Annotated in this window: 20 protein-coding genes; 11 read left to right on the forward strand and 9 right to left on the reverse strand. The window is 36.1% G+C overall.

What is annotated here, in order from left to right; genetic code table 11:
* Positions 1-28 precede the first annotated feature (28 nt).
* Both hemB and hemF read right to left on the reverse strand, forming a co-directional pair.
* Positions 29-1018 (reverse strand): porphobilinogen synthase, encoded by a 990-nt coding sequence (gene hemB / locus F1003_RS04100; protein WP_155087949.1) that lies wholly within the window; start codon positions 1016-1018, stop codon positions 29-31.
* 64 nt (positions 1019-1082) lie between these two features.
* Positions 1083-1985: an oxygen-dependent coproporphyrinogen oxidase gene (hemF, locus tag F1003_RS04105; RefSeq protein WP_155087950.1), complete on the reverse strand. Its 903-nt coding sequence runs from the start codon at positions 1983-1985 to the stop codon at positions 1083-1085.
* Between the two features lie 173 nt (positions 1986-2158).
* Between hemF and F1003_RS04110 the strand changes: the two genes are divergently transcribed.
* Positions 2159-4003 (forward strand): hypothetical protein, encoded by a 1845-nt coding sequence (locus F1003_RS04110; RefSeq protein WP_155087951.1) that lies wholly within the window; start codon positions 2159-2161, stop codon positions 4001-4003.
* A gap of 10 nt (positions 4004-4013) precedes the next feature.
* Here the strand turns inward: F1003_RS04110 and F1003_RS04115 are convergent, their stop codons facing one another.
* From F1003_RS04115 to hemA, 5 genes are all read right to left on the reverse strand, one after another.
* A complete protein-coding gene (locus tag F1003_RS04115; protein WP_155087952.1) occupies positions 4014-4559 on the reverse strand; it encodes a GNAT family N-acetyltransferase in 546 nt (181 codons plus the stop codon).
* Positions 4556-5326: an EI24 domain-containing protein gene (locus tag F1003_RS04120; protein ID WP_155087953.1), complete on the reverse strand. Its 771-nt coding sequence runs from the start codon at positions 5324-5326 to the stop codon at positions 4556-4558. The genes F1003_RS04115 and F1003_RS04120 overlap by 4 nt, the downstream gene beginning before the upstream one ends.
* A 140-nt stretch (positions 5327-5466) precedes the next feature.
* The gene (gene hemE / locus F1003_RS04125) at positions 5467-6498 is read right to left on the reverse strand and encodes a uroporphyrinogen decarboxylase (RefSeq protein ID WP_155087954.1); all 1032 of its coding nucleotides are present in this window, start codon (positions 6496-6498) and stop codon (positions 5467-5469) included.
* Between the two features lie 122 nt (positions 6499-6620).
* Positions 6621-8198 carry a hydroxymethylbilane synthase gene (gene hemC, locus F1003_RS04130; protein WP_155087955.1) on the reverse strand — a complete coding sequence of 526 codons (1578 nt, stop codon included), beginning with the start codon at positions 8196-8198 and terminating at the stop codon, positions 6621-6623.
* Positions 8191-9441, reverse strand: a complete 1251-nt coding sequence (hemA, locus tag F1003_RS04135) for a glutamyl-tRNA reductase (protein WP_155087956.1) — start codon at positions 9439-9441, stop codon at positions 8191-8193. Before hemA ends, hemC begins: the two co-directional genes overlap by 8 nt.
* Before the next feature lie 200 nt (positions 9442-9641).
* Here hemA and F1003_RS04140 point away from each other — a divergent pair, with 200 nt between their 5' ends.
* Positions 9642-10541, forward strand: a complete 900-nt coding sequence (locus tag F1003_RS04140; protein WP_155087957.1) for a helix-turn-helix domain-containing protein — start codon at positions 9642-9644, stop codon at positions 10539-10541.
* On the opposite strand, the gene F1003_RS04145 is transcribed toward F1003_RS04140, so the two are convergent.
* Positions 10538-14059, reverse strand: coding sequence for a TraB/GumN family protein (locus F1003_RS04145; RefSeq protein WP_155087958.1), 3522 nt, complete (start codon positions 14057-14059; stop codon positions 10538-10540). The genes F1003_RS04140 and F1003_RS04145 overlap by 4 nt on opposite strands.
* 223 nt (positions 14060-14282) lie before the next feature.
* Between F1003_RS04145 and hemH the strand changes: the two genes are divergently transcribed.
* The 7 genes from hemH (at position 14283) to F1003_RS04180 (ending at position 24040) form a co-directional block, all read left to right on the forward strand.
* Positions 14283-15323, forward strand: coding sequence for a ferrochelatase (gene hemH / locus F1003_RS04150; protein WP_155087959.1), 1041 nt, complete (start codon positions 14283-14285; stop codon positions 15321-15323).
* A complete protein-coding gene (locus F1003_RS04155; RefSeq protein WP_155087960.1) occupies positions 15323-16678 on the forward strand; it encodes an MATE family efflux transporter in 1356 nt (451 codons plus the stop codon). The genes hemH and F1003_RS04155 overlap by 1 nt, the downstream gene beginning before the upstream one ends.
* A 47-nt stretch (positions 16679-16725) precedes the next feature.
* Positions 16726-19830, forward strand: a complete 3105-nt coding sequence (locus F1003_RS04160) for a WD40/YVTN/BNR-like repeat-containing protein (protein WP_155087961.1) — start codon at positions 16726-16728, stop codon at positions 19828-19830.
* 155 nt (positions 19831-19985) lie between these two features.
* Positions 19986-20534 carry a CopD family protein gene (locus tag F1003_RS04165; protein ID WP_155087962.1) on the forward strand — a complete coding sequence of 183 codons (549 nt, stop codon included), beginning with the start codon at positions 19986-19988 and terminating at the stop codon, positions 20532-20534.
* Between the two features lie 71 nt (positions 20535-20605).
* Positions 20606-22060 carry a sensor histidine kinase gene (locus F1003_RS04170; RefSeq protein WP_202913876.1) on the forward strand — a complete coding sequence of 485 codons (1455 nt, stop codon included), beginning with the start codon at positions 20606-20608 and terminating at the stop codon, positions 22058-22060.
* Positions 22061-22122: 62 nt separating this feature from the next.
* Positions 22123-22905: an enoyl-CoA hydratase/isomerase family protein gene (locus F1003_RS04175; RefSeq protein ID WP_155087963.1), complete on the forward strand. Its 783-nt coding sequence runs from the start codon at positions 22123-22125 to the stop codon at positions 22903-22905.
* Between the two features lie 61 nt (positions 22906-22966).
* Entirely contained in the window at positions 22967-24040 is a 1074-nt protein-coding gene (locus F1003_RS04180) for a PA0069 family radical SAM protein (RefSeq protein ID WP_155087964.1), read from the forward strand.
* 65 nt (positions 24041-24105) lie between these two features.
* Here the strand turns inward: F1003_RS04180 and F1003_RS04185 are convergent, their stop codons facing one another.
* Positions 24106-24669 carry a T9SS type A sorting domain-containing protein gene (locus F1003_RS04185; RefSeq protein WP_155087965.1) on the reverse strand — a complete coding sequence of 188 codons (564 nt, stop codon included), beginning with the start codon at positions 24667-24669 and terminating at the stop codon, positions 24106-24108.
* 216 nt (positions 24670-24885) lie between these two features.
* Between F1003_RS04185 and F1003_RS04190 the strand changes: the two genes are divergently transcribed.
* Positions 24886-25770: an AraC family transcriptional regulator gene (locus tag F1003_RS04190; RefSeq protein WP_155087966.1), complete on the forward strand. Its 885-nt coding sequence runs from the start codon at positions 24886-24888 to the stop codon at positions 25768-25770.
* Positions 25771-25783: 13 nt separating this feature from the next.
* Positions 25784-25957, forward strand: coding sequence for a hypothetical protein (locus F1003_RS16795; protein WP_202913877.1), 174 nt, complete (start codon positions 25784-25786; stop codon positions 25955-25957).
* Position 25958 lies beyond the last annotated feature (1 nt).

The following is a 25958-nucleotide window of genomic DNA, read 5'->3' on the forward strand; positions in this document are numbered from 1 at the left end:
AATATATTGAAGTTTAGTTAGTGCGAAGTTACGAAATCAATTTTACAACATCCTTAGCAAAGTAGGAAGCTATAATATCAGCACCAGCACGTTTAATAGACGTCACTTGCTCAAGCATTACCGCATCATGGTCTAACCAGCCTTTTTCCGCAGCAGCTTTAAGCATGGCATACTCACCGGACACTTGATAAACAGCCAAAGGCACATTAAATGTGTTTTTAATATCACGTACAATATCTAGATAGCATAAACCAGGCTTAACCATAACGATATCAGCACCTTCGTTAATATCCATTTCGGTTTCCTTAATGGCTTCATCTCTATTAGCAAAGTCCATTTGATACGTTTTTTTATCCTTTGGTACATCTACCATATCCACAGGTGCAGAATCTAATGCATCTCTAAAAGGCCCATAAAAAGCCGAAGCATATTTGGCAGAGTAACTCATAATACCAACATCTAAAAAGTTAGATTGGTCTAAGCCCTCTCTAATTCCAATAATTCTTCCATCCATCATGTCGCTAGGCGCTACAAAATCGGCACCAGCTTCAGCGTGGGAAATACTCATTTCGGCTAATACCTCAACCGTAGCATCGTTTATTATTTTGCCATTTTCAATAATGCCATCATGTCCATAAGAGGAAAAAGGATCTAAAGCCACATCTGTCATCACCAACATATCTGGGCAAACGTCTTTTACGGTTTTTATGGCACGCTGCATTAATCCGTTTTGGTTTAAAGCTTCTGTGCCCTTGTTGTCTTTTAAGTTGTCTTCAACTTTTACGAAAAGCAACACTGATTTTAAGCCTAAGCTCCAAAGTGTTTTTACTTCATCTTTTAGTAAATCCAAACTGAAGCGATAGTAATTAGGCATTGAGGCGATTTTTTCTTTAACACCTTTGCCCTCGACTATAAATAATGGTACTAAAAAATCATTTGGAGTGATGTAAGTTTCTCTTACTAAACTTCTAATGGCTTCGTTTGTTCGTAATCTTCGGTTTCTTCTTATAGGAAACATAGTCAATGTTTTTTAGTTATTGAATAAGGTTTCGACTGCGCTCAACCTAACATTCAATTTTATGTTAAACCCATTCTTTTGGATGCTGTAATACTTGTATCAATTTCTCTTCTTCACTTCCTTTTTCAGGATGATGGTCATAAACCCATTGCACATGTGGTGGTAAACTCATCAGAATACTTTCAATTCTTCCGTTTGTTTTCAATCCGAATAGTGTGCCTTTATCATGTACTAAATTGAATTCCACATAGCGTCCACGACGTATTTCTTGCCAATCGCGTTGCGCTTTAGTGTATGGTAAATCTTTTCGTTTTTCAACTATTGGAATATAAGCATCGAGGAAACTATTGCCAACTTCAGTAACGAAGTCGTACCAGTTTTGCATGCTCATATCTTCTGTAGCTTTGCAATAATCAAAGAATAAACCACCTATTCCACGACCTTCATTTCGATGTGCATTGTAAAAATACTCATCGCATCTTGCTTTGTATTTTGGGTAGAATTCTGGGTTATGTTTATCACAGGCCGTTTTACAGGTTTGATGGAAATGTTTGGCATCTTCTTCAAACAAATAATAGGGTGTAAGATCTTGTCCGCCTCCGAACCATTGGTCAACAATGTTTCCTTTTTTATCATACATTTCAAAATAACGCCAATTGGCATGTACGGTTGGTACCATTGGGTTTTTGGGATGCAATACTAAGCTCAATCCACAGGCAAAAAAATCGGCATCTTTTACATCAAAATACTTTTGCATAGATTCTGGCAGTTTTCCATGAACACCAGAAATATTAACTCCTCCTTTTTCAAAGACGTTACCGTTTTCTATAACTCGTGTTCTTCCTCCTCCACCTTCTGTACGTTCCCAGATATCTTCTTGGAATTTGGCTTTACCGTCAATGGCCTCTAGCTTGGAAGTAATGGTGTCTTGTAGTTCGTGTATGTAGTTGAAGAATTTGTCTTTCATTCCGTAGGTTTGCTAACCCTATTTTAGAGACTTGATTATACAAGGCAAAAATACAACAATAGAACTATCTCAAGTGGATTTTATAAACTAGAAATTTATAAATGACAACTTCATTTTTTAATCCTTGAAAAAGTCTTACTTTTATTAATAAATTAATTATCCGTCAATTAAATATGAGAGTGCAAGTTGTAAAAACCTGTTGTGCTTTAATTTTCAGCTTTTTTTCTTTTTCTATCCTAGCTCAAACTGAGTTTTATGACCAAGCTGATTTAGATAGTATTTATAAAGACATAAAATCTAATTTAAAGAATACTGAATCTAATTTAGTTAGAATTGAAAGGGCTATTACATCTATTGAAAAGATAGAAAATGATACCATAGCTGGTGAATTCTACCACAAATTCGCCAACCTCCGACAAGATATGGGTCATTGGGACAACATTTCTAGACAAACACATCAAAAAGGGTATAATAGAATTGAGGCTTCTGGTGATGTCTGTAAACAAGTTGTTAGTCTGTTTAACTTAACGCGATTTGCTCTTTTTCAAGATGGTAAAAATTTGTTAGACCTTGCAAAACATGGGTTAGAACTCGCTAAAGAATGTGGAGAATTAAAACACATTGCACATGCACAGTCTTTTTTGGGTGCCGCATATATAAACGCCGCCAATTATAAAAATGCCTTAAGCAACCTTATCGATTCTGAAAAGAACTATGCAAAGATTAATGATTCTTTAGGAATGGCCATGGTCAACCTCGATTTGGCAATTGTCTATTCTAACTTACAAGAAGATGAAAAATCAATAGCAGTGACAAAAAAGGCTGCACTAATTTATAAAGGGGCAGGAAGGGATTTAAATTACGCAGTGGCATTAATCGATATGTGTTCATCTTATTTGGACATTATGGAAACAGACAGCGTCATAAAATATTTGCCTATTGCACATAAAATTGTTGAAAACAGGCATCAGCTTGCCAATGCTTATGTGTATCAACATTATGGTAATTTAAATATTCAACAACAGAAATATGATGAAGCTATTAAAAACCTAAAAAAAGGGTTGGAGGTCAATAAAAATATAGGTGATAGAAGTCTAAACATCAATCTGTATAATTTTTTGGTTTTGGCTTACAAAGGGAAAAAAACGCCTGATCTTGCGTATTTCTACGCATTAAAATCAGACTCTGTATCAAAATCCATTGGTAATAATTATGAAAGATTGAATAGTCTGTTGACTCTGGCAAAAGCTAGCCACGACGTTGGAAGAAACAGCCAAAGCCATAATGCTTTTTTAGATTACATAAAATTGAAAGATAGCCTTTTAGGCGAAGAAAAATTAAAAGAAGTTGCGGCACTTGAAAAATTTTATGAAGCTGAAAAGCGCGAAAACCAGATTAAGATTCAACAACAGGAAAATGATCTCCTAACAACCAAAAACAGGGCTGCAAACAACCGAAACATAGCCTTACTCATTACTTTATTGCTATTGGGTACCATCGCTTATGCGCTCATCAATAAGTTTAGATTAAGAGCAACCAAACAAAAGGCTATAACAAAAGTAAAGGAACTTGAAAATGACAATCTCAACCAAAAGATTGAACATCAAAAACGTGAATTAGCCTCAAAAGCACTTCATATTGCTCAGAAAAACGAAATGCTAAATGAACTTAAAGAGGATCTGAATAATTTAAAAAAAGACTCTAATATCAACGAGGTAAACCATCTTCTAAATAAGTTGCGTTTTGACAAGCAAATTGATGATAACTGGGAGCAATTTACAACGCAATTCATGGAAATGAATCCAGATTTTTTTAACAGGATTACAGAACTTTATGATGATTTAACAAAGAACGATATCAGATTAATTGCGTTATTGAAAATGAAATTTGATACCAGTACAATAGCCTCTTTGTTAAATATATCAACTGAAGGAGTAAAGAAAGCTAGGTATCGACTTCGAAAAAAATTAAACCTATCCTCTGATGAAAATTTGGAAAAGCATATTATGAGCTTTTAATTAGATGTCACTAAAGCGCAATTTGATAGGAAAGTTTATACAGCTCCATATCTAAAACGTGTTCATTAGGAGGAGCAAATTCATTTAATAATGTTTTCTGCCATTTAAAACCATTATTTGTAGCCACTTTAATACTTGATAAATTTTCTTTGTGTGCTATAATTTGAAGCGATTCCAACTCTAAACTATTAAAAGCGTATTCAGACAAAATCTTTATGGACTTAGTTGCCAATCCTTGACCTTCAAAATTATAATCTGTGGCATAAGCAAATTCACCTTGTTTCTTTTGCCAATCGAGTTCTTTTAAATAGATTAGAGCGGCAAGTTTTCTGGTTTCAGAATCTTTTAAAGTAAACAGAAATTCATCTCGGTTCTGAAATTGTTTTACTTTTTGATCTACAAATATCTGTGACAAGGTCGGACTTAAATTTTGCTCCAAGGTCTTCGGGAAAAAGCGTTTCAATCGATAGGCATTAACGACGCAAAAATCACAGATTTTCCAAGCATCTCCAGAATGGACCGGGTTTATTTCAAAACCATTGAACTGAGCGATCATGCCATAAGTTCTTCTGATTCTAGAAGCACTCCCTGTTCTTTAAGAAGGTTCACTGTTTTTAATGATGCAGCTGTTACGCTCATCGGTAAAACTAAAATCACACCGATAACAGGAATCAATAAAAATAGAATAAAAATAATACCATTGCCAATCGCAACACCTCTATGTTGCCTTACAAAACGAATGCTTTCGCGATACTTAAAATGGCGTTCCAAAGTGTAGTCCATATTACCAAAACCAGCATAATAGGCTTGAACTAAAAACAGCAAAACCGTTGAAAAAATATTGACCACTGGTATAAACTTCAATATTAAAATAGGAATCGTAATCAACAGTTCCTTACCTAAGTTTCTAACGTTGATTCTTATGCCTCGCCATAATTGCTCTTTAAACGTTGTGTTGCGATGCTGATGTGATTCTACACCTGTTAAATGCGCTTCAATTTTCTCTGAAACAGGACTCATGAACGGCGCGGATAATGCCATAATGATGTGCTTGTAAAGAATCAAACCAATGGCGATAATCACTATGGCTCCTATAAAGGTAGAGATCGCGGTAAAGGTTTCCTTTCCCCAATCCCAAATCCAGATTCTAGCTAGGAACCTTCCAATATTATCCGAAAGGCCATAAGCAGAAAAACCAATTATAGTAGCTGTAATAATACTGATGGCAATAGGTATGGCAAAGTATTTCCAAAGTTTTAATTTTGAAATCAGTGCCAGCGCACCTGAGTATCCTTGTATGCCTTTGAGTATGTTTCTAAACATAAGCCTTTTCCTAATCCTTCCAAGAAGAAAAGGAATTTATATAGTAATTAATTCAACTTTTGAGTTCACTGAACTTTTAAAGTTACAAATTACAAAAAAAACTCCACCTCTTTGTGTTTGAGTAAGCGTTCCTTAGAAGGCTAGGACGGGCTTTTATATTCCTTCACTGCATCAATAAATGCTTTTGCATTTTCCAACGGAATATTTGGTAAAATACCATGACCTAAATTTACAATGTATTTATCTTTTCCAAACTCATTTATCATTTGGGTCACCATTTTTTTAATTTCTGAAGGAGGTGAAAATAATCGTGTTGGGTCAAAATTACCTTGTAGCGTGATGTTGCCTCCAGTTAAATAACGTGCATTTCTTGCAGAACAGGTCCAGTCAACACCTAAAGCTGATGCTCCAGATTTAGACATTTCATTTAAAGCGAACCAACAGCCTTTTCCAAAAGCAATTACAGGAGTGTTATCTTTTAACGCATCAATAATCTGCTGAATATATTGCCATGAAAACTCTTGGTAATCTACTGGTGATAACATGCCTCCCCAAGAATCAAACACTTGTACGGCATTACATCCTGCTTTTACTTTTTCTTTAAGATAAGCAATTGTTGTGTCTGTAATTTTCTGTAGTAATTGATGTGCTGCAATCGGATTTGTAAAACAGAATTCCTTGGCTTTATCAAAGTTTTTAGAGCCTTGTCCTTGTACGCAATAACAAAGAATCGTCCAAGGTGAACCTGCAAAACCGATTAACGGAATCTCGTCATTCAGTTTCTCTTTGGTCGCTTTTATAGCTTCGTAAACATAATTTAATTCTACTTTTACATCTGGAACGATAACATTATCCACATCTTTTTGAGAGCGCACAGGATTTGGTAAGTAAGGCCCAAAATTGGGTTTCATCTGTACCTCAATATTCATCGCTTGTGGAATCACTAAAATATCTGAAAACAATATAGCAGCATCCATCCCATAACGTCTAATGGGTTGAACTGTAATTTCACTCGCTAACTCTGGTGTTTGGCAGCGTGTAAAGAAATCATATCTTTTCTTGATTTCCATAAACTCTGGCAAATACCGACCTGCTTGGCGCATCATCCAAACTGGTGGACGCTCAACGGTTTCACCTTTTAATGCTCTTAGGAATAAATCGTTTTTTATCATGCTCACTTCCCTTGAAAACGGGAATCTTTTTAATTAAACTTTAAGTTATTACATCTCAGATCTGCAAGGTCATGTTTTTTGCGTTTCCATTTCCTTCCCTCTAGGAAAGCTAGGATGGGCTTTTAAACATAATATTCATTCACCAACTCAATAACACTCTCAACAGTCGGCACTTTAGCAACACGTACGTCTTCAAAATACTTTTTAGCTTCTTTAGCCGTCGTTTCTCCAATACAAAAAGCAATACCACTGGTTTTATTTTGCTTTAAGAAACTTTCAACAGTAGAAGGGCTATAAAACATCACACCATCTAATTCTGCTTCAACTTTATCTGCATCAAATTTGGTTTGATAAGCCTCAACTTCGTTGACTGTGATGTTGTTTTCAGTTAAGATGTTTGGTAAATCATCTAATCTCAAATCACTGCAGAAAAATGTGACTTCAGTACCCTCCATAAATTCCACTAAATGCTCAGCTAATTTTTTAGCGTTGGCTTCCGTGTGCTTTACTTTGCCAATGCGTCTTTCAATCATGCGCTTTGTTCTTCGACCGACACAATAGATGTTTTTGAATTGCAATTCGGGAGCTGAAAAATTGTGCAATAATGCTTCAACAGCATTTTTGCTGGTAATGATGACATTCTCAATTTCGTTTCGAACAAAAGTTTTAGGAATACGGTTCAAACTGATTTTTATAGCATCATTACTATCAGCTATGACGTCATTGTGAAACAGCATCATCTGGTCATCCGTCAACTTTTTAGTGGAATAGATATTTATCTCTTTTTCGCTGCGCTTAACTTGGTCAATCAGCTTTTTTCCACCTTTTTCAATTACGTAATCAGCGGCAAACTTTGCCAAATCATCTTTTTGGTCTAGCGGCACAACTTTAGAAAATTCAATTTTCCTCGAACCATCTTTGCTGAGCAAAACACTTTTAAAGTTGATTTCCTCGTTTTTTATAAACGCTAAAGCTCCGATTGGTGCAGTACAGCCTCCTTCGAGTCTGTTTAAAAATTCGCGCTCAATAGATGTGCAAATTTCGGTTTCCTCATGATTGATTTCCGCACATGCTGCTAGTGTCTCTTCATCATCCTCCAGAGCAGCAACCATAACGGCTCCTTGTGCTGGTGCAGGAATCATCCAATGTAGATTAATTGAATTTTCTGGTCTAATATTCAACCGTCCCAATCCTGCTGCTGCAAAAATAGCAGCATCCCAATCTTCATTATCCTCTAACTTCTCTAATCTGGAATTGACATTACCACGTAATCCAACGACTTTGTGTGTAGGATATTGATTGAGCCATTGCGCTCTACGACGTAAACTTCCTGTGGCAATAACAGCATCTTTTGTAGATAGAAACTCTTCGTTCTTTTTAAAAACCAGAGTGTCGTTAATATTGCCACGCTTTAAGACTGCCGCCTGTACTATGCCTTTTGGCAAAACGGTAGGCACGTCTTTTAACGAATGTACGGCAATATCGATATCGCCATTAAGCATAGCAATATCTAGGGTTTTTGTGAAAATTCCCGTAATACCAAGTTCGTAAAGTGGCTTATCTAAAACCAAATCGCCTGTAGATTTTACAGGAACCAATACAGTTTTATGGCCGAGGTTTTCTAACTGTGCTTGCACAGTTTTTGCTTGCCACATAGCGAGTTGGCTGTCGCGTGTGCCAATGCGAATAATTTTAGACATTACTAGTGTTTTCTAACTGAAAAATTTTCTTGATAAGCTCAATGCTTTCGTCTGAAGTGTTACCATCTTCGCGTAAATGATGCGCGAATTGGTTGGTAATTTTCTGAATGATATTTGATGTAATCAACTCGGCTTGGTCTTCGTTGAAGTCGCTGAGTTTTTTACGTTGGGTATTAAGTTCGGAATTTTTAAAATCCGTTAATTTATGTTTGATGGCTTGAATGGTAGGCACAAATTTTAAGGTATCTAACCAAGCATTAAATTCGTTTGTGATCTCAGTAATAATCGCTTCAGCATTTGGGATGTACGCTTTTCGCTTTTCAAGGGTGCCATCAGTGATTTTTGCCAAATCATCTAAATGAACCAAGGTCACATTTGATAATTCGCGAATATCTTCATTTACGTTTTTCGGAATCGATAAATCCAATACCAATAAAGGTTTTTGAGTAGAAATTAACGATTTATAAACCGTAGGGTTTTCAGCACCTGTAGCAACAATTACGATATCCGATGCATTGATTTCGGCTTCAAGGTTTTGATAATCTTTAACGATGAGGTTGAACTTTCCTGCAACTTCTTCAGCTTTTGTTTTGGTTCTATTGATAAGCGTAATATGTGAATTCTTGGTGTGCTTCACTAAGTTTTCACAGGTGTTTCTTCCAATTTTACCAGTTCCGAAAAGCAAGATGTTCTTATCTGAAATGGCTTCAACGTTGTTCATGATGTATTGAACAGAGGCGAAGGATACTGATGTTGCTCCAGAAGACAGTTCCGTTTCGTTCTTAATGCGCTTACTGGCTTGAATTACAGAATTGACCAAACGCTCCATATACGAGTTGAGAAGCCCTTCCTTTTTTGAAGCACGCGCACTGAATTTAAGCTGACTAATAATTTCAAAATCGCCCAAAATTTGCGAATCCAATCCAGAGCCTACTCGGAACATGTGATTTATCGCATCCTTATTTTTGTGAACATAAGCCACTTCTTGAAACTCTTCAACCGTTCCTTTGGTGTTGTCACAAAGTAACTGAATGAGCTGATAAGGGTGTTCTGCAAAACCGTAAAGTTCAGTTCTGTTGCAAGTGGAAGTCACTAAAACACTTTCAATACCGTTATGCTTGGCTTGGTTCAACAAATTTTGCTTAGCCGTATCACTTAGACTAAAATGACCACGAACTTCAGCATCAGCTTTTTTGTAGCTAAGGCCAACGGCATAAAAATATGTACTTTTTTGTTGTTGCATTAGGGCAATAAACGCTTTGTGTATTAAGCTGGACAAAAATAATTTGCTTAATGAAGAAAAAATAACGCTAGAAGAACTTAAAGTATCGTTTCTGGTTTTTTTGGATTGTTTTTTACTAAAACATGATTTTTATCATACTTTTACAGTAAAATTAGGGGTTTTTGGGCTCTTTGTTTAGAACGAATCTAAATAACAATAAAATGAATTTAGAAAGATCGACTTCAAAAAGTATCGCTAGAGGTACTTTTGATGAAACGTTTATAGAAGATGGCTTTTTTGTCTTAACATATAAGAATGACGACAATGCGGTTCAAATTCTTGAAAGAGAAATTGATAGCAGCTACCTTCAGTTTCATTTTTGTACAAAAGGCAAGGCAGACTTTGTTTTTAATAATGGTAATTACACGCTAAACATTATTGAAGACATGTCTTTATTGCTTTATAATCCGCAACGCGATTTACCCATTCATTTAGAATTGCAACCACAGTCTTGGTTGGTGTCTTTTGTGATTTCGATTAAAAAATTCCACGGTTTGTTTTCTAAGGATGCCAACTATATTACCTTTTTAACCGACGACAACAAGGATAAAAAATACTATACGGATGGTAAAATTTCACCATCAATGGCTGTGGTGCTCAACCAATTGATAAGTTTTGGTTTGCACAATTCCATAAAGCCACTTTATTTTAAAGGTAAGGTTTATGAGCTGTTGAGCCTCTACTTTAACCGCAACGAAGAAGCTGATATTGAGCAATGTCCGTTTTTAGTAGATGAGGAAAATGTAGCCAAACTTAAAAAGGCAAAGGATATCATCATCGCCAATATGGCTGAGCCTCCAACGCTACAAGAGCTTTCAGAAACCATAGGACTAAGCCTTAAAAAATTAAAAGAAGGCTTTAAGCAAATTTATGGCGATACGGTTTATGGCTTTCTGTTTGACTATAAAATGGAAGTGGCTCGCAAACTTTTAGAGTCTGATGATTACAATGTTAACGAAGTCGCGTTAAAAGTGGGCTACAGTACAGCAAGTCATTTTATTGCGGCATTTAAAAAGAAATTTGGGACTACACCCAAGAAGTATATACAGGCTACTAGTTAATAATCATAATACCCATTATAACCACCTCGAGCACTCGGAGTCACTCGTTTTCGGTCTTTATAAATGGCTAGGTTGATAATCTCTTCGTATTGTTCTTCTAATTCCTTAGTTTCATCAACAGTGGTACCATAATTTTGAGAAATACTATAGTAGTCTACCACCAACTGTTTAGGGTCTTTAGGTTTTATAAAAGAAATGTAGTGTAGTACTTCAGACTTACCAGAATACTCGTCATCCTTATCTATCTTAAAGAAATACATTACTGCATTTTTGCCTTTGTCTGTAACAAAATCGCGTTTTAAAAGAAAACTAATGGAGTCCTTTTCTTTCTCGTAATTAGAATGTGCCAGTAATTTGGATTTAGCAAATTGTTGTTGGCTAATATTAAGAGACTTTATCTTTTTGTGCAGTTTAGCCTCATCAAGCTTTTCTAGAAGTAGATATAGATTTTCCTCGTCTTCAATTAATTTTTCCTTAAGCTGATCTGGTATGTTTTCCTTGTTCTTTGATAACAATACATAGTACTTTACCAGTGCTAATTTTTCATCAACATTGAGCATCTTCTCAAAGAAATCTTGGGCAGTACGCTCTTTTCTATATGGAAAAATAAGATTGATATAAGTTGAAAGGTCATCAGAATAAGAACCGTAGCCATAACCGCTGTTGCTCAAACTACGTTTTACCTCAATTTTACCATCATTAATCAGTTGATTCTTATATTTATTATAAGTTTTAGTCTTTATATAACCACTGTCTTTAACACGTGCTAACAAATCGTAAAGCGGTTGCTTGTATTCGCTTATAGTGCTGTACTGAAGTATTTTAGGGTACAACGAGGCTTTTAATTGTAATGAGTCTTTGCCATAATAGTTGTAGAAAATTCCGCCAATACCACCTAAAGGTAGATCGCGCTCCATTAAATCTAAGGCCAAGTCGTAATTTTCCTTTTTATTGGAATCGAATAAACCTTCTAAAATAGACGACTGTATTTGCGGATCTGAGTAGCTATCGTAATACAATTGCTTAATGAAATCTAAATTGTTTTTTAAGTCAATCTCAACAAGTTTTCCTATCAGATGAGACTTTATGTCCATTCGGTCTTTTTCAAACTCAAAATCCTTCAATACAGATACAATATCCTTGCTGTTATGTTTTTTAAATTTTACGAGACCATAAGATTCTAGGACAATACTGTCGTTTGCTCTTAAGGCTTCAAAAAACTGCTTGGTCTTGTCTTTAAGAACATCTTTGCCCATTAATGTGTCTATTGGCGTAAAGGAATCGTAGAATTCGGTTACAAACTTTGAAGGTCCGCTTATGGAATCGATTAAAGTTTTAAGCTGAAAAAGCACACCTTCCTTTAAAATATTCTTAACCATAACCTGCTTTGCACTTGCTGAATCGGTATAGGTGAAATTGTAATAATGAACATCTTCTAATTTAGATTTAGACCGATTAGCGATGTTAAATCTTTTTTCTGGCTTATAAAATCGAGTGCTGAAGTTTATGTTTCGCTCTAGGTCTTTCCAAAGGCTATCAACATTATGAAACATCTGCAAATCATGAAACTTCTGTCTCGATATTAAAATTTGTTCATTGGCCTTTGTAGAATATGTTGTCGATTTTGTTTTCTCTTCGTAATCTTTTTCATCATTATTGTTGTAACTGCCATACCCATAAGGATTAGGTATTGGTGCTTTTGCATTTGTGTTTACTGAGAAATGTAACGAAGTGTCTACAACTTTCTCAAAACCTGTATAATTTGTTTTGTTGAACTTAAAGGATTTAAAAAAGTCGGTTTTTTCAGTTTCATTTGTGCCAACATAACCTAATAGATAGTAACTGCCATCTTTAACCACAGTTTTTAAATGCAAGTTTTTACCAGAAGTAGAATCTAAAACTGCGCGAGATTCATAGGTTTTATATATACCTTTCTTAAAACCACCTTCAGCTTCTTTAAGCTTGTAGTTTTTATACAGTGCATGGTGAAAATATTTAGCCTCAAAACTATCTTCTTCAATATAGTCTAAATCGTGTAACGCTACTTCTTCAAGAAAATAGTAGCCATCATCTTTATAGCCTTCTAATAACTTCTTTCCGCTATTGCTCATATTACTTGTGATGTAATATTCTGGGAAATCAACACTGAATTTTTTGTTTGGCGACACAAAAACCTTACTTAAGCTTGAAGGCTTTTTGATAGTGATAGAGTTAAAAATTTTAGCTTCATGATGTAATACAAAATCACTACGCCCAGCAAACTTTACAATGATTATTTCTAAGGGTGTTTGATAGATATGATACTTTTGAAACTCTCCCTTTTTGGTTTTATTTACAATACTTAAACCAGGATATGGTTCAGCCAATTCTTCTTTTTTAATGATGTCTCCAGGAATATCCTCGTACAATAAATCGTCTATGTCCTTAAGCGTGATATTGTCTTTCTCATTAGGCAAATACATAAAACGGCTAATCCTTGTAACGGTTAAATAAGCACCATTGGTCATATCAGGATCTAAATAATATTTTTGTCCAGCATAAGAAAACTCTCTTAGCTTGTCATAAGTATTAAGCCCCAAAAACCCATCAGGTGTTTTGTGCATTTTCAGCTTAGGAGCCACAAAGAGACTATCGAGTTTTGTTTTTTCTGCCTTGCTGAAATCGGTTTGCTCAGAGGTTAAGGCTTTTACTTTGTATCCTCTTTGGCGTAACATATTAATCATACCTTTATCACCAGGTAAGTGAGCCGCACCAACACCTGCAAAAACGGATTTGGATGGCATCAACTCTACCAAAGAGTTTACCATGTTCTCATTTCTAATAAACAGCATATTCTCTCTATAGAATTTTGTATTGACTCCGGCACCAATAGAATCCAATAAATCGAGATTTCTATCGCGATATAAATTTTCTTGAATCAAATATGGATTCTCCTTGGCATATAGTTTTTGAATCCAAGGATCTAAATCTTTCTTGTTAGCGTTATACGCTGCTTTTGTAGTTAAATAGCGAGATTCTGCTAAATCTTCTAAGCCATAAATTTCCTTTCCATTTTTCTTTCCGGCTTGATAGATAAACATATCTAAATAGGTTTCCTCCTCAAAATTGTCAGATGCATTACTCTTTCTGTACAAATAAGCATTTACGGCACCATTATCCATTCTTACTGAAGCTCTAATGGCCATTTCCTCAGGATGGGTTAGTTTAAAAAGATTGGTGTAGAACTCGTTTTGGTAATTATTGTAAAACGCAATCTCATTTATCATCATGTCGTAGTTAAAACCTGGCCAAGTAATTGGGTCAGACTCTAAAGCAATACATTCGCTTTCATTTAAGGCTTTATAGAACACATCATCCAAGCGAAAGGCCACTTTTTTACTCACGTGCATCGTTCCATATAGGTACGATGGTTTTTCCAAATCATTACCAGTGATTTCCCAAAGTAAGCTCTGGTATTTCTGTTGGGCAAAGCATGTTATTGAAACTAAAAATATTAGGGCTGTAAGAATTTTTTTCATTTTTAATATTATAATCAGAACTCGTAAAGATATTTAAATCATTGAAATAGCCATAGTTCGTCAATAAAACTCGTTTAAAAACTCATATTATAGATGTTCTAGCTTTTAAATAGAACAAATAAATCACGAAAATATTTGATGATAGCTCAATAACTAATTCCTATTGGAGATAATCAGTTCTATTGCAATTAGAGTTGTATTTTTGCATTTGAAAAATTGAAGCATGAAAAAAGGAATTCTTCTTGTTAATCTTGGTTCGCCAGACAGTCCAAAACCAAAGGACGTTAAAAAATACCTTGGCGAATTCTTAATGGACGAACGCGTTATTGATGTGCCACTTTGGGCACGAACGCTTTTAGTTAAAGGTATAATATTAAATACACGACCAAAAGCTTCGGCAGAAGCCTATCAAAAAATTTGGTGGGACGAAGGTTCTCCATTAATTGTTTTGTCCGAAAGGCTACAAGAAAAAGTACAGGGTAAAGTTGATTATCCTGTTGCGTTAGCCATGCGTTATGGAAGCATGACGCTGAAAAAAGGGATTCAAGAATTGGTGGATAAAGGCTGTACGGAAATAAAAACTATTCCGCTCTATCCACAATTTGCCATGGCAACAACAGAAACGATTGACGTAAAAGTGGATGAATTGGTTGCTGAACATTTTCCGCAAGTTACAATTACAAGAACACCAGCCTTTTATAAGCGTGAAGATTACATCAATGTGCTTTCAAAAAGTATTGGTGAAATCCTTGAAGGTTTGGATTATGAGCACATACTTTTTAGTTATCACGGAGTTCCAGAACGCCACATCCGAAAAAGTGACATCACTAATGGCAACTGCAAAATGAACGGTAAATGCTGTTTTAAAATGGGCAGTAAACAACACGAATTCTGTTATCGTCATCAATGCGAAATTACAACAGTAAACGTGGCTAAAAAATTAGGATTAAAAAATGGAACCTATTCCACAACCTTCCAATCCAGATTAGGTTTCGACCCATGGTTAAAACCCTACACAGACCGAACTATTGAAAGGATGGGCAAAGCAGGAACTAAAAAAATGGCCATCGTCACACCAGCATTTGTAAGCGATTGTCTTGAAACTCTGGAAGAAATCGCCATGGAAGGCGAAGAGATTTTCCATGAAGTAGGAGGAGAAGAATTCACAGTAATTCCTTGTCTAAACGACCGTGAAGATTTTGCTCAAGTCCTTGCAAATATGATTGAAGAATGGGCAAGTTCAGATAAAACTGTACCAGCCTAATGGCAAAAGCATCCTCACAGGAACTAGGCAACAAATCGATCGGTAAACTTCTGATTCAACAGGCTGTACCAGCATCTATTGGGATTTTGGTCATGTCACTCAACATTCTAATCGATACAATTTTCGTCGGAAATTGGATTGGGCCAACAGCCATTGCGGCAATCAATATGGTGCTTCCTGTGTCGTTTTTTATTGCGGCTTTGGGTATGTCTATTGGTGTTGGTGGCTCGTCTATAATTTCAAGAGCTTTGGGAGCTGACAATGAAAAAAAGGCACTCAAGACGTTTGGCAATCAGATTACCCTAACCATTTTTATAACTATTCTTTTTGTGATTTTCGGGTTGATTTATATCAACGACCTCATTCCAGCTTTTGGAGGAAAAGGAGACATCTTTGAGCCTGCAAAAATTTATTACAGAATTGTATTGTACGGTGTTCCGGTCTTGGCACTTTGTATGATGGGGAATACAGTCATCCGAGCTGAAGGTAAACCGAAATTTGCCATGTACGCGATGATGTTTCCATCCGTTGGAAATTTGATTTTAGACTACCTTTTTATTAATGTTTTTGATTGGGGAATGACTGGTGCTGCATGGGCAACAACAGGCTCATACATCATGTGTTTCATATTTATTCTTTGGTTTTTCCTGTCGAAAAATTCAGAACTAAAAATCAATGTAAAACATTTTGGGTTGGACTTACCAATCGTCAAGGAAATAGGATCTTTAGGATTTGTGACCCTTTCAAGACAAGCCATCGTGAGCGTCACTTATTTATTAATGAATAATATTTTATTCGATTTAGGTGGAGAAACGTCAGTTACGGCTTATGCCATTGTTGGTCGAATGTTGATGTTTGCGCTCTTTCCCGTTTACGGTATTACACAAGGATTTTTACCGATTGCAGGCTTCAATTACGGAGCTTATAAATACGACAGAGTTAAGCAAACCATTTATACTGCGATTAAATATGCCGCTTTGTTGGCTGGTATTGTGTTCATTTTTTTAATGGTGTTTCCAGAAACCATTACAAGCGTATTTACACAAGACGCACAAGTATTGAAAGAGACACCACCAGCAATGCGTTGGGTGTTTGCCGCCACACCAATTATTGCGGTACAGTTGATTGGTGCCGCGTATTTTCAGGCTGTTGGGAAAGCCATTCCTGCATTACTATTAACATTGACACGACAAGGTTTTTTCTTTATTCCACTAATATTAATTCTGCCAAACTTTTATGGCGAAATGGGTGTTTGGATGTCATTCCCAATTGCTGACGTGTTGGCAACAATAGTTACAGCTTATTTTTTACATCGTGAAGTGAAGTTAAATTTGAAACCAAAGACGACGGAATAATTTTAAATCCGTAATTTTAGAATTCAAAACTAACGATTCAAATAATTATGCGATTTTCAACCATCCTAGCAGTCGTTCTGCTGTCATTTTTAAGTCTAAACGTTCAATCCCAAAATTTTGAAGAAGCCGATTACGGTGCTTTAGAGTATCGTTTGCTTGGCCCTTTTAGAGGCGGAAGAAGTGCAGCCGTAACAGGTGTTCCCAATAAACCCAACTTGTTCTATTTTGGAGCCACTGGTGGAGGTATTTGGAAAACTACTAATGGAGGTCGCGAATGGGAGAATATTTCAGATGGTTTTTTTGGTGGAAGTATCGGTGCAATCACAGTTTCTAAAAGTGACCCGAATGTGATTTATGTTGGCGGAGGAGAAAAAACCGTTCGTGGAAACGTGTCGTCTGGTTACGGTATTTGGAAAAGTGTCGATGCAGGAAAAACCTGGACGGAATCTGGATTGAAAAATTCCCGCCACGTACCACGAATTGCTGTGCATCCGCAAAATCATAATATAGTATATGCTGGAGTTTTAGGTAATATCTATAAACCAACCCAAGAACGCGGAGTCTATAAAAGTGTTGATGGTGGAAAAACATGGAAAAAAACCTTATTCGCTAACGACCATGCAGGAGTTGTCGATTTAATTATGGACCCAACCAACCCAAGAATTTTGTATGCTTCAACTTGGCGTGTGCAACGTACACCTTACAGTTTAAGCTCAGGCGGAGAAGGTTCTGCACTTTGGAAAAGTACAGACAGTGGCGAAACCTGGACGGAGATTTCAACCAAAAAAGGATTTCCAGAAGGGATTTTAGGTATTATTGGAGTAACAGTTTCACCAGTGAACAATCAACGTGTTTGGGCAATTATTGAAAACAAAGATCAAGGAGGATTGTATCGAAGTGACGACGGTGGCGAAACTTGGAATCAAGTGAACGACGAACGAAAGTTACGTCAACGCGCATGGTATTATACACGCGTTTATGCAGATACCGAAGACGTTGATAAAGTGTATGTTTTAAACGTGCGCTACCATAAAAGCACCGATGGCGGAAAAACGTTTAGTACGCACAATGCACCTCATGGTGATCATCACGATTTATGGATTGCACCAGAAAACCCAGATAGAATGGTTATAGGCGATGATGGAGGAGCGCAAGTGACTTATGATGGTGGAGAAACGTGGAGCACGTATCATAATCAACCAACATCACAATTTTATCGTGTGACAACGGATAATGCCTTCCCATATCGTATATACGTAGCACAACAAGATAATTCAACTATTAGAATTCCACATAGAACGGACGGAAGAGCCATCACCGAAGACGATTGGGAAAGTACAGCAGGAGGTGAGAGTGCACATATTGCCGTTGATCCAGAAAATAATGATATTGTTTATGGCGGAAGCTACGACGGATTCCTAACACGAGTAAACCACGAAACAGGAACAGTAAGAGCCATCAACGTGTGGCCAGACAATCCAATGGGTCATGGAGCTGAAGGGATGAAATATCGCTTTCAGTGGAATTTCCCTATTATATTTTCAAAGCATAATCCAGACCGACTTTATACGTTTTCGCAACATGTTCATGTGACCGAAAATGAAGGGCAATCTTGGGAAATAATTAGTCCAGATTTAACTCAAAACGATCCAGAAAAATTAAAATCCTCTGGAGGACCAATAACACAAGATAATACGTCGGTTGAATATTACTGTACCATTTTTGCCGCACAGGAATCGCCTTTAAAAGAAGGTTTGCTTTGGGTTGGTAGTGATGATGGATTGATTCATGTGACGCAAGATGGCGGAAAAACGTGGGACAACGTTACGCCAAAAGGGATGCCAGAATGGATGATGATTAACAGTATTGAGCCAAGCGCATTTGACGAAGGCACGTGCTATGTTGCAGGCACAAAATATAAAACAGGAGATTTTGCACCTTATTTATATAAAACCACAGATTACGGAAAAACTTGGAAGAAAATTACAGATGGCATCAACGAAGAGCATTTTACAAGAGTACTTCGCGAAGACCCAAAACGTAAAGGGTTGTTGTATGCTGGAACAGAAACAGGAATGTATATTTCATTTAACGATGGAAAAAACTGGAAACCGTTTCAACTGAATTTGCCAATCGTACCAATTACAGACTTAACCATTAAAGACAATAACCTCATCGTTGCCACACAAGGTCGAAGCCTTTGGATGATTGATGATTTATCAGTAATCCATCAATTGTATGACGCAGATTTGAGTAAAACAACATTGTTCAAACCAAAAGACACGTACAGAATGCGCGGAGGCAGTCGAACAGGAAGCAAAACCACAGGCACAAACCATCCAAATGGTGTGATAACCTATTTTAACTTGAAAGATTTTGATGAAGATGACAAAGTCTCTTTGACCTATTTCGATACCAAAGGCGACACTATTAAAACGTATTCAAATAAAGACAAAAAAAACATGCTCAAGGTTGAAAAAGGTGCCAATCAATTTGTTTGGGACATGACCTACGATGGAGCAGAGCGATTGCCTGGAATGATTTTGTGGTGGGCAAGCTTGGAAGGACCGAGAGCCATTCCTGGTGATTATAAAGTGACTTTACGTGTTGAAGATTCAATCCCATCAAATGCAATAGAGATGTCGAAACCCTTCACCATTGTTGCAGACCCAAGAGCAGAAAGCACGTTGGCAGATATGCAAAAGCAGTTCGATTTTATTAAGGATGTAAATAAAACGATGGATGATGCGCACAAATCCATCAAGAAAATTAGAAATATCAATAAACAATTAGGTGGGTTTCAAAAGCAATATAAAAATGATGACAACGTAAAAGACTTGGTTGAAAAGGCTAAAAAATTGGAGGAGGAATTGTCAAATATCGAAAAAGAACTCTATCAAACCAAAAACCGAAGTGGCCAAGACCCATTAAATTTCCCAATTAAATTAACCAACAAATTAGGGCATTTAAATTCATTGGTGAGCATGGGAGATTTCCCGCCAACAGAACAAGATATTGCTGTAAAAAATGAATTAACCGCTAAGATTGAGAAGCAATTAAACGCATTCAATAACATTTTGAGTGATGAGGTTAAAGCTTTTAATGAAGCCTTTAATAATAAGAATCTCAATTATTTGTTTGTTGAGGACTAGCAAAACATCAATATATTCGTCATCGCGAGCCTGCCTGTCGACAGACAGGGAAGAATGACGAAGCAATCTCATGAAGTTTAGTTTTTAAATCAAGAGATTACTTCAAAATAAATTTCTCGTAATGACGATTTTATTTTAACACTATATTTTCAGAATTGGAATACTATAACTACATAAAATCCTTACATCTAATCTTCGTCATCACGTGGTTTGCAGGTTTGTTTTACATCCCTAGGTTATTCGTATATCAAATTGAAGCCTTTCACAAACCATCTCCAGAAAAGGAAATCTTGGGCAAACAACTCAAGTTAATGGCAAAGCGATTATGGTTTATCATTACATGGCCTTCAGCAATTTTAGCAACTATTTTCGCCATTTGGCTATTGATATTAATACCTAGTTGGCTTGAGCAAGGCTGGATGCACGTAAAACTAACGTTTGTACTTCTACTTTTTATTTATCACTACAAAACGCATCTCTATTACAAGCAACTTCAAAGAGATGAGGTCAAAGTCACATCTAACTTTATGCGTATTTGGAATGAAGGAGCAACATTTATTTTATTTGCGGTAGTCTTTTTAGTGATATTAAAAAATGCCATCAACTGGATTTTTGGAGTTATAGGGATTGTTGTTTTGGGTATTCTTCTTATGCTGGGCTTTAAACTTTATAAAGGCATACGTGATAAAAACCCGAATGCTTAGTTGGCTTGATTATTGCTATATTTAAACTCAAAATTAAGAATTAACAGTTACCCTTTTTTAAGGGCACTTTGATGAAAATAAAACGCCTGTCCTTAAGAGCAAGAATATTTGTAGCCATGATACTTTTAGTGTTGTTGGCTTCTGTTCTTATTGCCGCTGTTACCATTTATCAATATCATGAAGAGGCTCAAGATTACCACAGAGAGAGGCTTGAACGTAAAGAGAAAGCCATTAGGCAAAGTATAGATTTTGCAATCAGGGAAACCACATGGGAAGTGAAAACAGAGAATATTCCCTTAATTTTTAAGGAAGAAATCTTTGATATTGATGCCATTCATAACCTTCAAATCAATCTTTATGATTTAGAGGGAGAGTTGTTGATAAGTTCCAAAAGAACAATACAACGAGATACAACCGAAACTTGTTTGGATGCAGAAGTGCTCAACGCATTATCCAACACGGTAGAACATCGCCATGTGATAAAGAAAGAGGAAAACGGACAAACATTTCAGTCGTCCTACTCTTACATTACAGATGAAAAATTTAAGAATCTCGCTATTTTAAATTTACCATATTTAGAGAATGACGATTTTCTCAACAAAGAGCTAAAAGAGTTTTTAGGTCGCTTAAGCTATGCCTATTTGGCCATGATATTAGCGGCTATTGTTTTTGCATATTTCATTTCAAAATACATCACGAAATCACTTAAGAACATAAGTGAAAAGATGAATGAAATCCGTCTCGAAAAGCGGAATAAGAAAATACAAATAGAATCTTCTAGCGAAGAAATTGAAACCTTGGTTAATTCATACAACAGTATGATTGATGAGCTTGAAGCCAGTGCTGTGAAATTAGCTACTAGTGAACGTGAGCAAGCTTGGCGTGAAATGGCAAAACAAGTAGCGCACGAGATTAAAAATCCGCTAACACCAATGCGTTTGAGCGTTCAGAGTTTTCAACGAAAATTCAATCCTGAAGATGAAAACATTCATCAAAAAGTTGAGGAATATAGCAATACTTTGATTCAGCAGATAGATACGATGAGCTCCATAGCTTCTGCGTTTTCAAACTTTGCAAAAATGCCAGCACAAAAAAGTGAAGTCCTCAATGTAGTACATATCGTAAAACTGGCACTCGATATTTTTAACGAACACTACATTGCGTTTAAAGCTGAAGAAGAAGAAATTATCGCCAAGTTCGATAGAACACAGCTGATACGAGTGGTTACCAACTTGGTGAAAAATGGAATTCAGGCGATACCAGAAGATGCAGAAAACCCAAAAATAGAAGTTAAAGTTTTTAGCGAAGAGAATTCAGTTAGAATAACAGTAGAAGATAATGGCTTAGGAATTTCGGAAGAGAATAAAACCAAGGTTTTTGAACCTAAATTCACCACCAAAAGTAGCGGAATGGGATTGGGATTGGCTATGGTAAAAAACATTGTAGAAACTTATAACGGAAGTATTACCTTTGTATCTCAACAAGGTGAAGGAACGATATTTACCGTGTCTTTCCCTAAGGAATAATACTCAAAAATATATGTCACCTTGAGCGCAGTCGAAAGGTCTCTAATAAAAATCAACTATCAATGAACTACGAAAACATTCTATCTGAATACAACAATGGAATTACAACCATAACCATTAACCGACCTAAAAAGCTTAATGCTTTAAACAAGGATACCATCCAAGAGTTGCACGATGCTTTTGAAGACGCTGATAACGATAGTGACACCAAAGTTATTATCGTTACCGGAAGCGGTGATAAAGCTTTTGTAGCCGGAGCTGATATCAGCGAATTTGCAGATTTCAGTGTTGAAGAAGGTGGTAAGTTAGCAGCTCAAGGTCAAGCGTTATTATTTAATTTTGTTGAAAACTTAAGCACACCAGTGATTGCAGCCGTCAACGGATTTGCACTTGGTGGTGGATTAGAATTGGCCATGGCTTGTCATTTTAGGGTCGCAAGCAACAATGCCAAAATGGGCTTACCAGAAACCTCTCTTGGAGTTATTCCTGGTTATGGTGGTACTCAGCGTTTACCACAATTAGTAGGTAAAGGCAGAGCTATGGAAATGGTAATGACGGCTGGTATGATAGATGCCACACAAGCTTCTCACTATGGGTTGGTAAACCATGTAACAGAACTTGAAGAGCTGATACCGTTTTGTGAAAAGATAGCAGGTAAAATAATGCGAAATTCTTCCGTTGCCATTGCCGAAGCCATTAGAGCCATTAATGCCAATTATAAAGATGGTGTCGACGGTTTTGATGTAGAAATTGAAGCCTTTGGTAATTGTTTCGGGACAGAAGATTTTACTGAAGGAACTACAGCGTTTTTGGAAAAACGTAAGGCTGATTTTCCCGGGAAGTAACACTTTCATAAAACTACAATCGGTAGCAATACGTTAAAGCATTACTCAATATTTTTGTGTAATGAAGACCAAATCTACTTTATCTGGTCGTGGCGCCCAGCGCAATGTCCACAACCGTTTTTTCGAATTATCACACGAGATGCGTGATGATTTCTTGGAGTTCTGCGAAAAAGAAGGTGAAATAGCGGACAAAAACAAGACACTTTACCTTAACGTATTTCCTAAAACCATAGTCAATAAAGTCACCAGTCCAGATGTTGGTATGGCTTATTCCATGAATATGTACCAAGGCTGTGAGCATGGTTGTATTTATTGCTATGCTCGCAATAGCCATGAGTTTTGGGGTTACAGCGCAGGCTTGGATTTTGAGCGTCGCATTTTAGTGAAGAAAACAGCTCCTGAACTTTTAGAAGCCCACCTTAAAAAGAAAAATTGGAAAGCACATCCAATAGTGATGTCTGGTAATACGGATTGTTATCAACCTGCTGAAAAGAAATTTGAACTCACCCGACAATGTTTAGAAGTGTTTCTAAAGTACAAACACCCAACAGCAATAATAACAAAGAATGTTTTAATCCTTCGGGATTTGGATTTGCTTAAAGCATTAGCTAAAGATAATTTGATTTCAGTCAATGTATCCATTACTTCCTTATCAGAAGATACCAGACGCATTTTAGAACCAAGAACGGCAACGATTAAAAGACGACTTCAGGTTGTAAAAGCGTTAAGTGATAATGGCATTCCTGTAAATGTGATGTTGGCGCCTATAATTCCATCGATAAATAGTCATGAAATTTTACCCATGGCAAAAGCAGTTTCAGAGGCTGGAGCCCTCAGTATTGCACATACCATTGTAAGGTTAAACGGAGCTATTGGTGAGATTTTCACCGATTGGATTAAAAAAACACTACCAGATAGAGCAGATAAAGTATTACATCAAATCGAAAATTGCCATGGCGGAACCTTAAACGAAAGTAGATATGGAGTGAGAATGCGTGGAGAAGGCAACATAGCTAAGCAAATCAATGATTTGGTGAAATTAGCTAGACTTAAATATTTTAAAGATAAAGGTATGCCAAGGCTTAACACAGATTTGCACGAGCAATATAAAGTAGGACAGATGAAACTGTTTTAAATAAAAAAGTGGGCTAACTAGGCCCACTTTATCACTAAATAATTAACTAATATATAAACAACAATTTATATTCTAAACCTCTTGATGTAAACCCTATCGTTAGTTCTTACAATTGCTGTATAATCACCACGATTAGTTTCATCTAATTTATAAACCCTATTTAAGATATCTTCTTCCTGTCCATCAACACTTTCGTTGTAGATCAACTCATCTTCGTAATAAAGTTCCACTTCCATTTCCTTTGTGTCTAAAGCAATTTTAGAAATGATAATTTTACTGTTTTCTGTTCTAAAAACCGGTTTGAAGATTTTCTCTTGAGAGTCCGTTAACAAGGTTACTTCCTTGTTTTTTACATTTAAATTTACAATTTCAACCTCAAAGTCTTTACTGATCTCAACAGTGTAAACACCATCATTTAATTGACTGAAATCAAAAAGTCTTATAAGGTTTCCGTTATAATTAATACGTCCTTGGTAGATGACTTCACCAGATGAATCAGTTACAGATATACTATCTCCTTCATTTATAAATTTAAATGTAGGTAGGGTTCTTAATGTTTCGCTTGCGTAGCCTGTGTATGTTCCAAACATCACTGCTACTACTAAAATACTTTTAATAAGTGTTTTCATTGTTTTCAATTTTTGGGGTTAAACTAAATTAACACTACAAAGGTATGTTGCATCTAAAGCTTAGAAAACAAGGATTTTGGCACATTTATGTTCTAAATTAACCTTATATTCGATATTTGAATTTATATGGGTTAAAATAGCACACATTATTGGTAATTGAACATAGGTTTTATGTCTTAATATCAGCTAAATTTGTTTAAGCACTTGATTATGACAATGAATAACACGAAACGTAAACCGACATTAGAAAAGATAAGTCCAGAGTTTGGAAGTTCTATTTTAATTAGAAAACATAATGTTGATGCATATGCTGGAGAAGTGAAGCCTTTTTGGCACTTTCACCCAGAAATTGAGTTAGTTTACGTTAATAAAGGAAAGGGTAAGCGTCATATAGGAAACCACTTGTCTTATTTTAACAATAGTCAGTTGTTACTTATTGGGTCTAATCTCCCACATAACGGTTTTACGGATCGTCTTACAGTTAATGGTAGCGAAACGATTGTACAGTTTAGACCCGAATTTCTAGGTGAGTATTTCTTTAATATTCCAGAGATGGAAGGCATTAATAATCTATTCGAACGTGCTAAAAGCGGTATTTTATTTGGCGTAAAAACAAAGAAAAAAATTGGTAAGAAAATAGAAAAACTATCAGAAAAAGAGGGTTTTAAAAAAATATTGGTGCTCCTCGAAATATTGCATGGTTTGGCAAAGTCAGAAGATTATACGATACTAAATGCAGATGGTTATGCGTTTGAAACAGAACCACAAGATAGTGCCAAGATTGATATTGTCTTTAAGCATGTCAATCAAAATTTTCAAGAGCATATTAGTTTAGAAGAGATTGCAGATAAGGTAAGTATGACGGTGCCTGCGTTTTGCCGTTATTTTAAAAAAGTTACTGGAAAAACATTTACTAAGCTAGTCAATGAATACCGTGTTGTACATGCTACCAAATTGCTTTCAGAGAGCCAAATGAGTATTACAGATGTTTGTTATGAGTGTGGATTTAACAACTTTTCGCATTTTAACAAGCTATTTAAAGAATTTACAGGGAAGAGTGCTTCAAAATACCGAAGCGAATTAAAATTAATGGTGCAATAGCAATAAGAACGTAATGGACACAAAGATTGATATAGCTATAGAATATTACACTAAAAAAGGACAAAATATTTTAAATAGTGTAAATGCAAATTCAAATCTTACGGCAGATGAACTTATTAAATATGGTGAAGAAATGGCTGTTATTGAGTATAAACTGACAGCACTTGAGATAGCCAAGGAAAACTAAG

This window comes from Winogradskyella ouciana (assembly GCF_009709615.1).
Lineage (GTDB): Bacteria > Bacteroidota > Bacteroidia > Flavobacteriales > Flavobacteriaceae > Winogradskyella > Winogradskyella ouciana.

Bases quoted from the DNA above. Each gene is read 5' to 3' on its own strand.
- hemB (WP_155087949.1), bottom strand. From the start codon at position 1,018: ATGTTTCCTATAAGAAGAAACCGAAGATTACGAACAAACGAAGCCATT.
- hemF (WP_155087950.1), bottom strand. From the start codon at position 1,985: ATGAAAGACAAATTCTTCAACTACATACACGAACTACAAGACACCATT.
- F1003_RS04110 (WP_155087951.1), top strand. From the start codon at position 2,159: ATGAGAGTGCAAGTTGTAAAAACCTGTTGTGCTTTAATTTTCAGCTTT.
- F1003_RS04115 (WP_155087952.1), bottom strand. From the start codon at position 4,559: ATGATCGCTCAGTTCAATGGTTTTGAAATAAACCCGGTCCATTCTGGA.
- F1003_RS04120 (WP_155087953.1), bottom strand. From the start codon at position 5,326: ATGTTTAGAAACATACTCAAAGGCATACAAGGATACTCAGGTGCGCTG.
- hemE (WP_155087954.1), bottom strand. From the start codon at position 6,498: ATGATAAAAAACGATTTATTCCTAAGAGCATTAAAAGGTGAAACCGTT.
- hemC (WP_155087955.1), bottom strand. From the start codon at position 8,198: ATGTCTAAAATTATTCGCATTGGCACACGCGACAGCCAACTCGCTATG.
- hemA (WP_155087956.1), bottom strand. From the start codon at position 9,441: ATGCAACAACAAAAAAGTACATATTTTTATGCCGTTGGCCTTAGCTAC.
- F1003_RS04140 (WP_155087957.1), top strand. From the start codon at position 9,642: ATGAATTTAGAAAGATCGACTTCAAAAAGTATCGCTAGAGGTACTTTT.
- F1003_RS04145 (WP_155087958.1), bottom strand. From the start codon at position 14,059: ATGAAAAAAATTCTTACAGCCCTAATATTTTTAGTTTCAATAACATGC.
- hemH (WP_155087959.1), top strand. From the start codon at position 14,283: ATGAAAAAAGGAATTCTTCTTGTTAATCTTGGTTCGCCAGACAGTCCA.
- F1003_RS04155 (WP_155087960.1), top strand. From the start codon at position 15,323: ATGGCAAAAGCATCCTCACAGGAACTAGGCAACAAATCGATCGGTAAA.
- F1003_RS04160 (WP_155087961.1), top strand. From the start codon at position 16,726: ATGCGATTTTCAACCATCCTAGCAGTCGTTCTGCTGTCATTTTTAAGT.
- F1003_RS04170 (WP_202913876.1), top strand. From the start codon at position 20,606: ATGAAAATAAAACGCCTGTCCTTAAGAGCAAGAATATTTGTAGCCATG.
- F1003_RS04175 (WP_155087963.1), top strand. From the start codon at position 22,123: ATGAACTACGAAAACATTCTATCTGAATACAACAATGGAATTACAACC.
- F1003_RS04180 (WP_155087964.1), top strand. From the start codon at position 22,967: ATGAAGACCAAATCTACTTTATCTGGTCGTGGCGCCCAGCGCAATGTC.
- F1003_RS04185 (WP_155087965.1), bottom strand. From the start codon at position 24,669: ATGAAAACACTTATTAAAAGTATTTTAGTAGTAGCAGTGATGTTTGGA.
- F1003_RS04190 (WP_155087966.1), top strand. From the start codon at position 24,886: ATGAATAACACGAAACGTAAACCGACATTAGAAAAGATAAGTCCAGAG.
- F1003_RS16795 (WP_202913877.1), top strand. From the start codon at position 25,784: ATGGACACAAAGATTGATATAGCTATAGAATATTACACTAAAAAAGGA.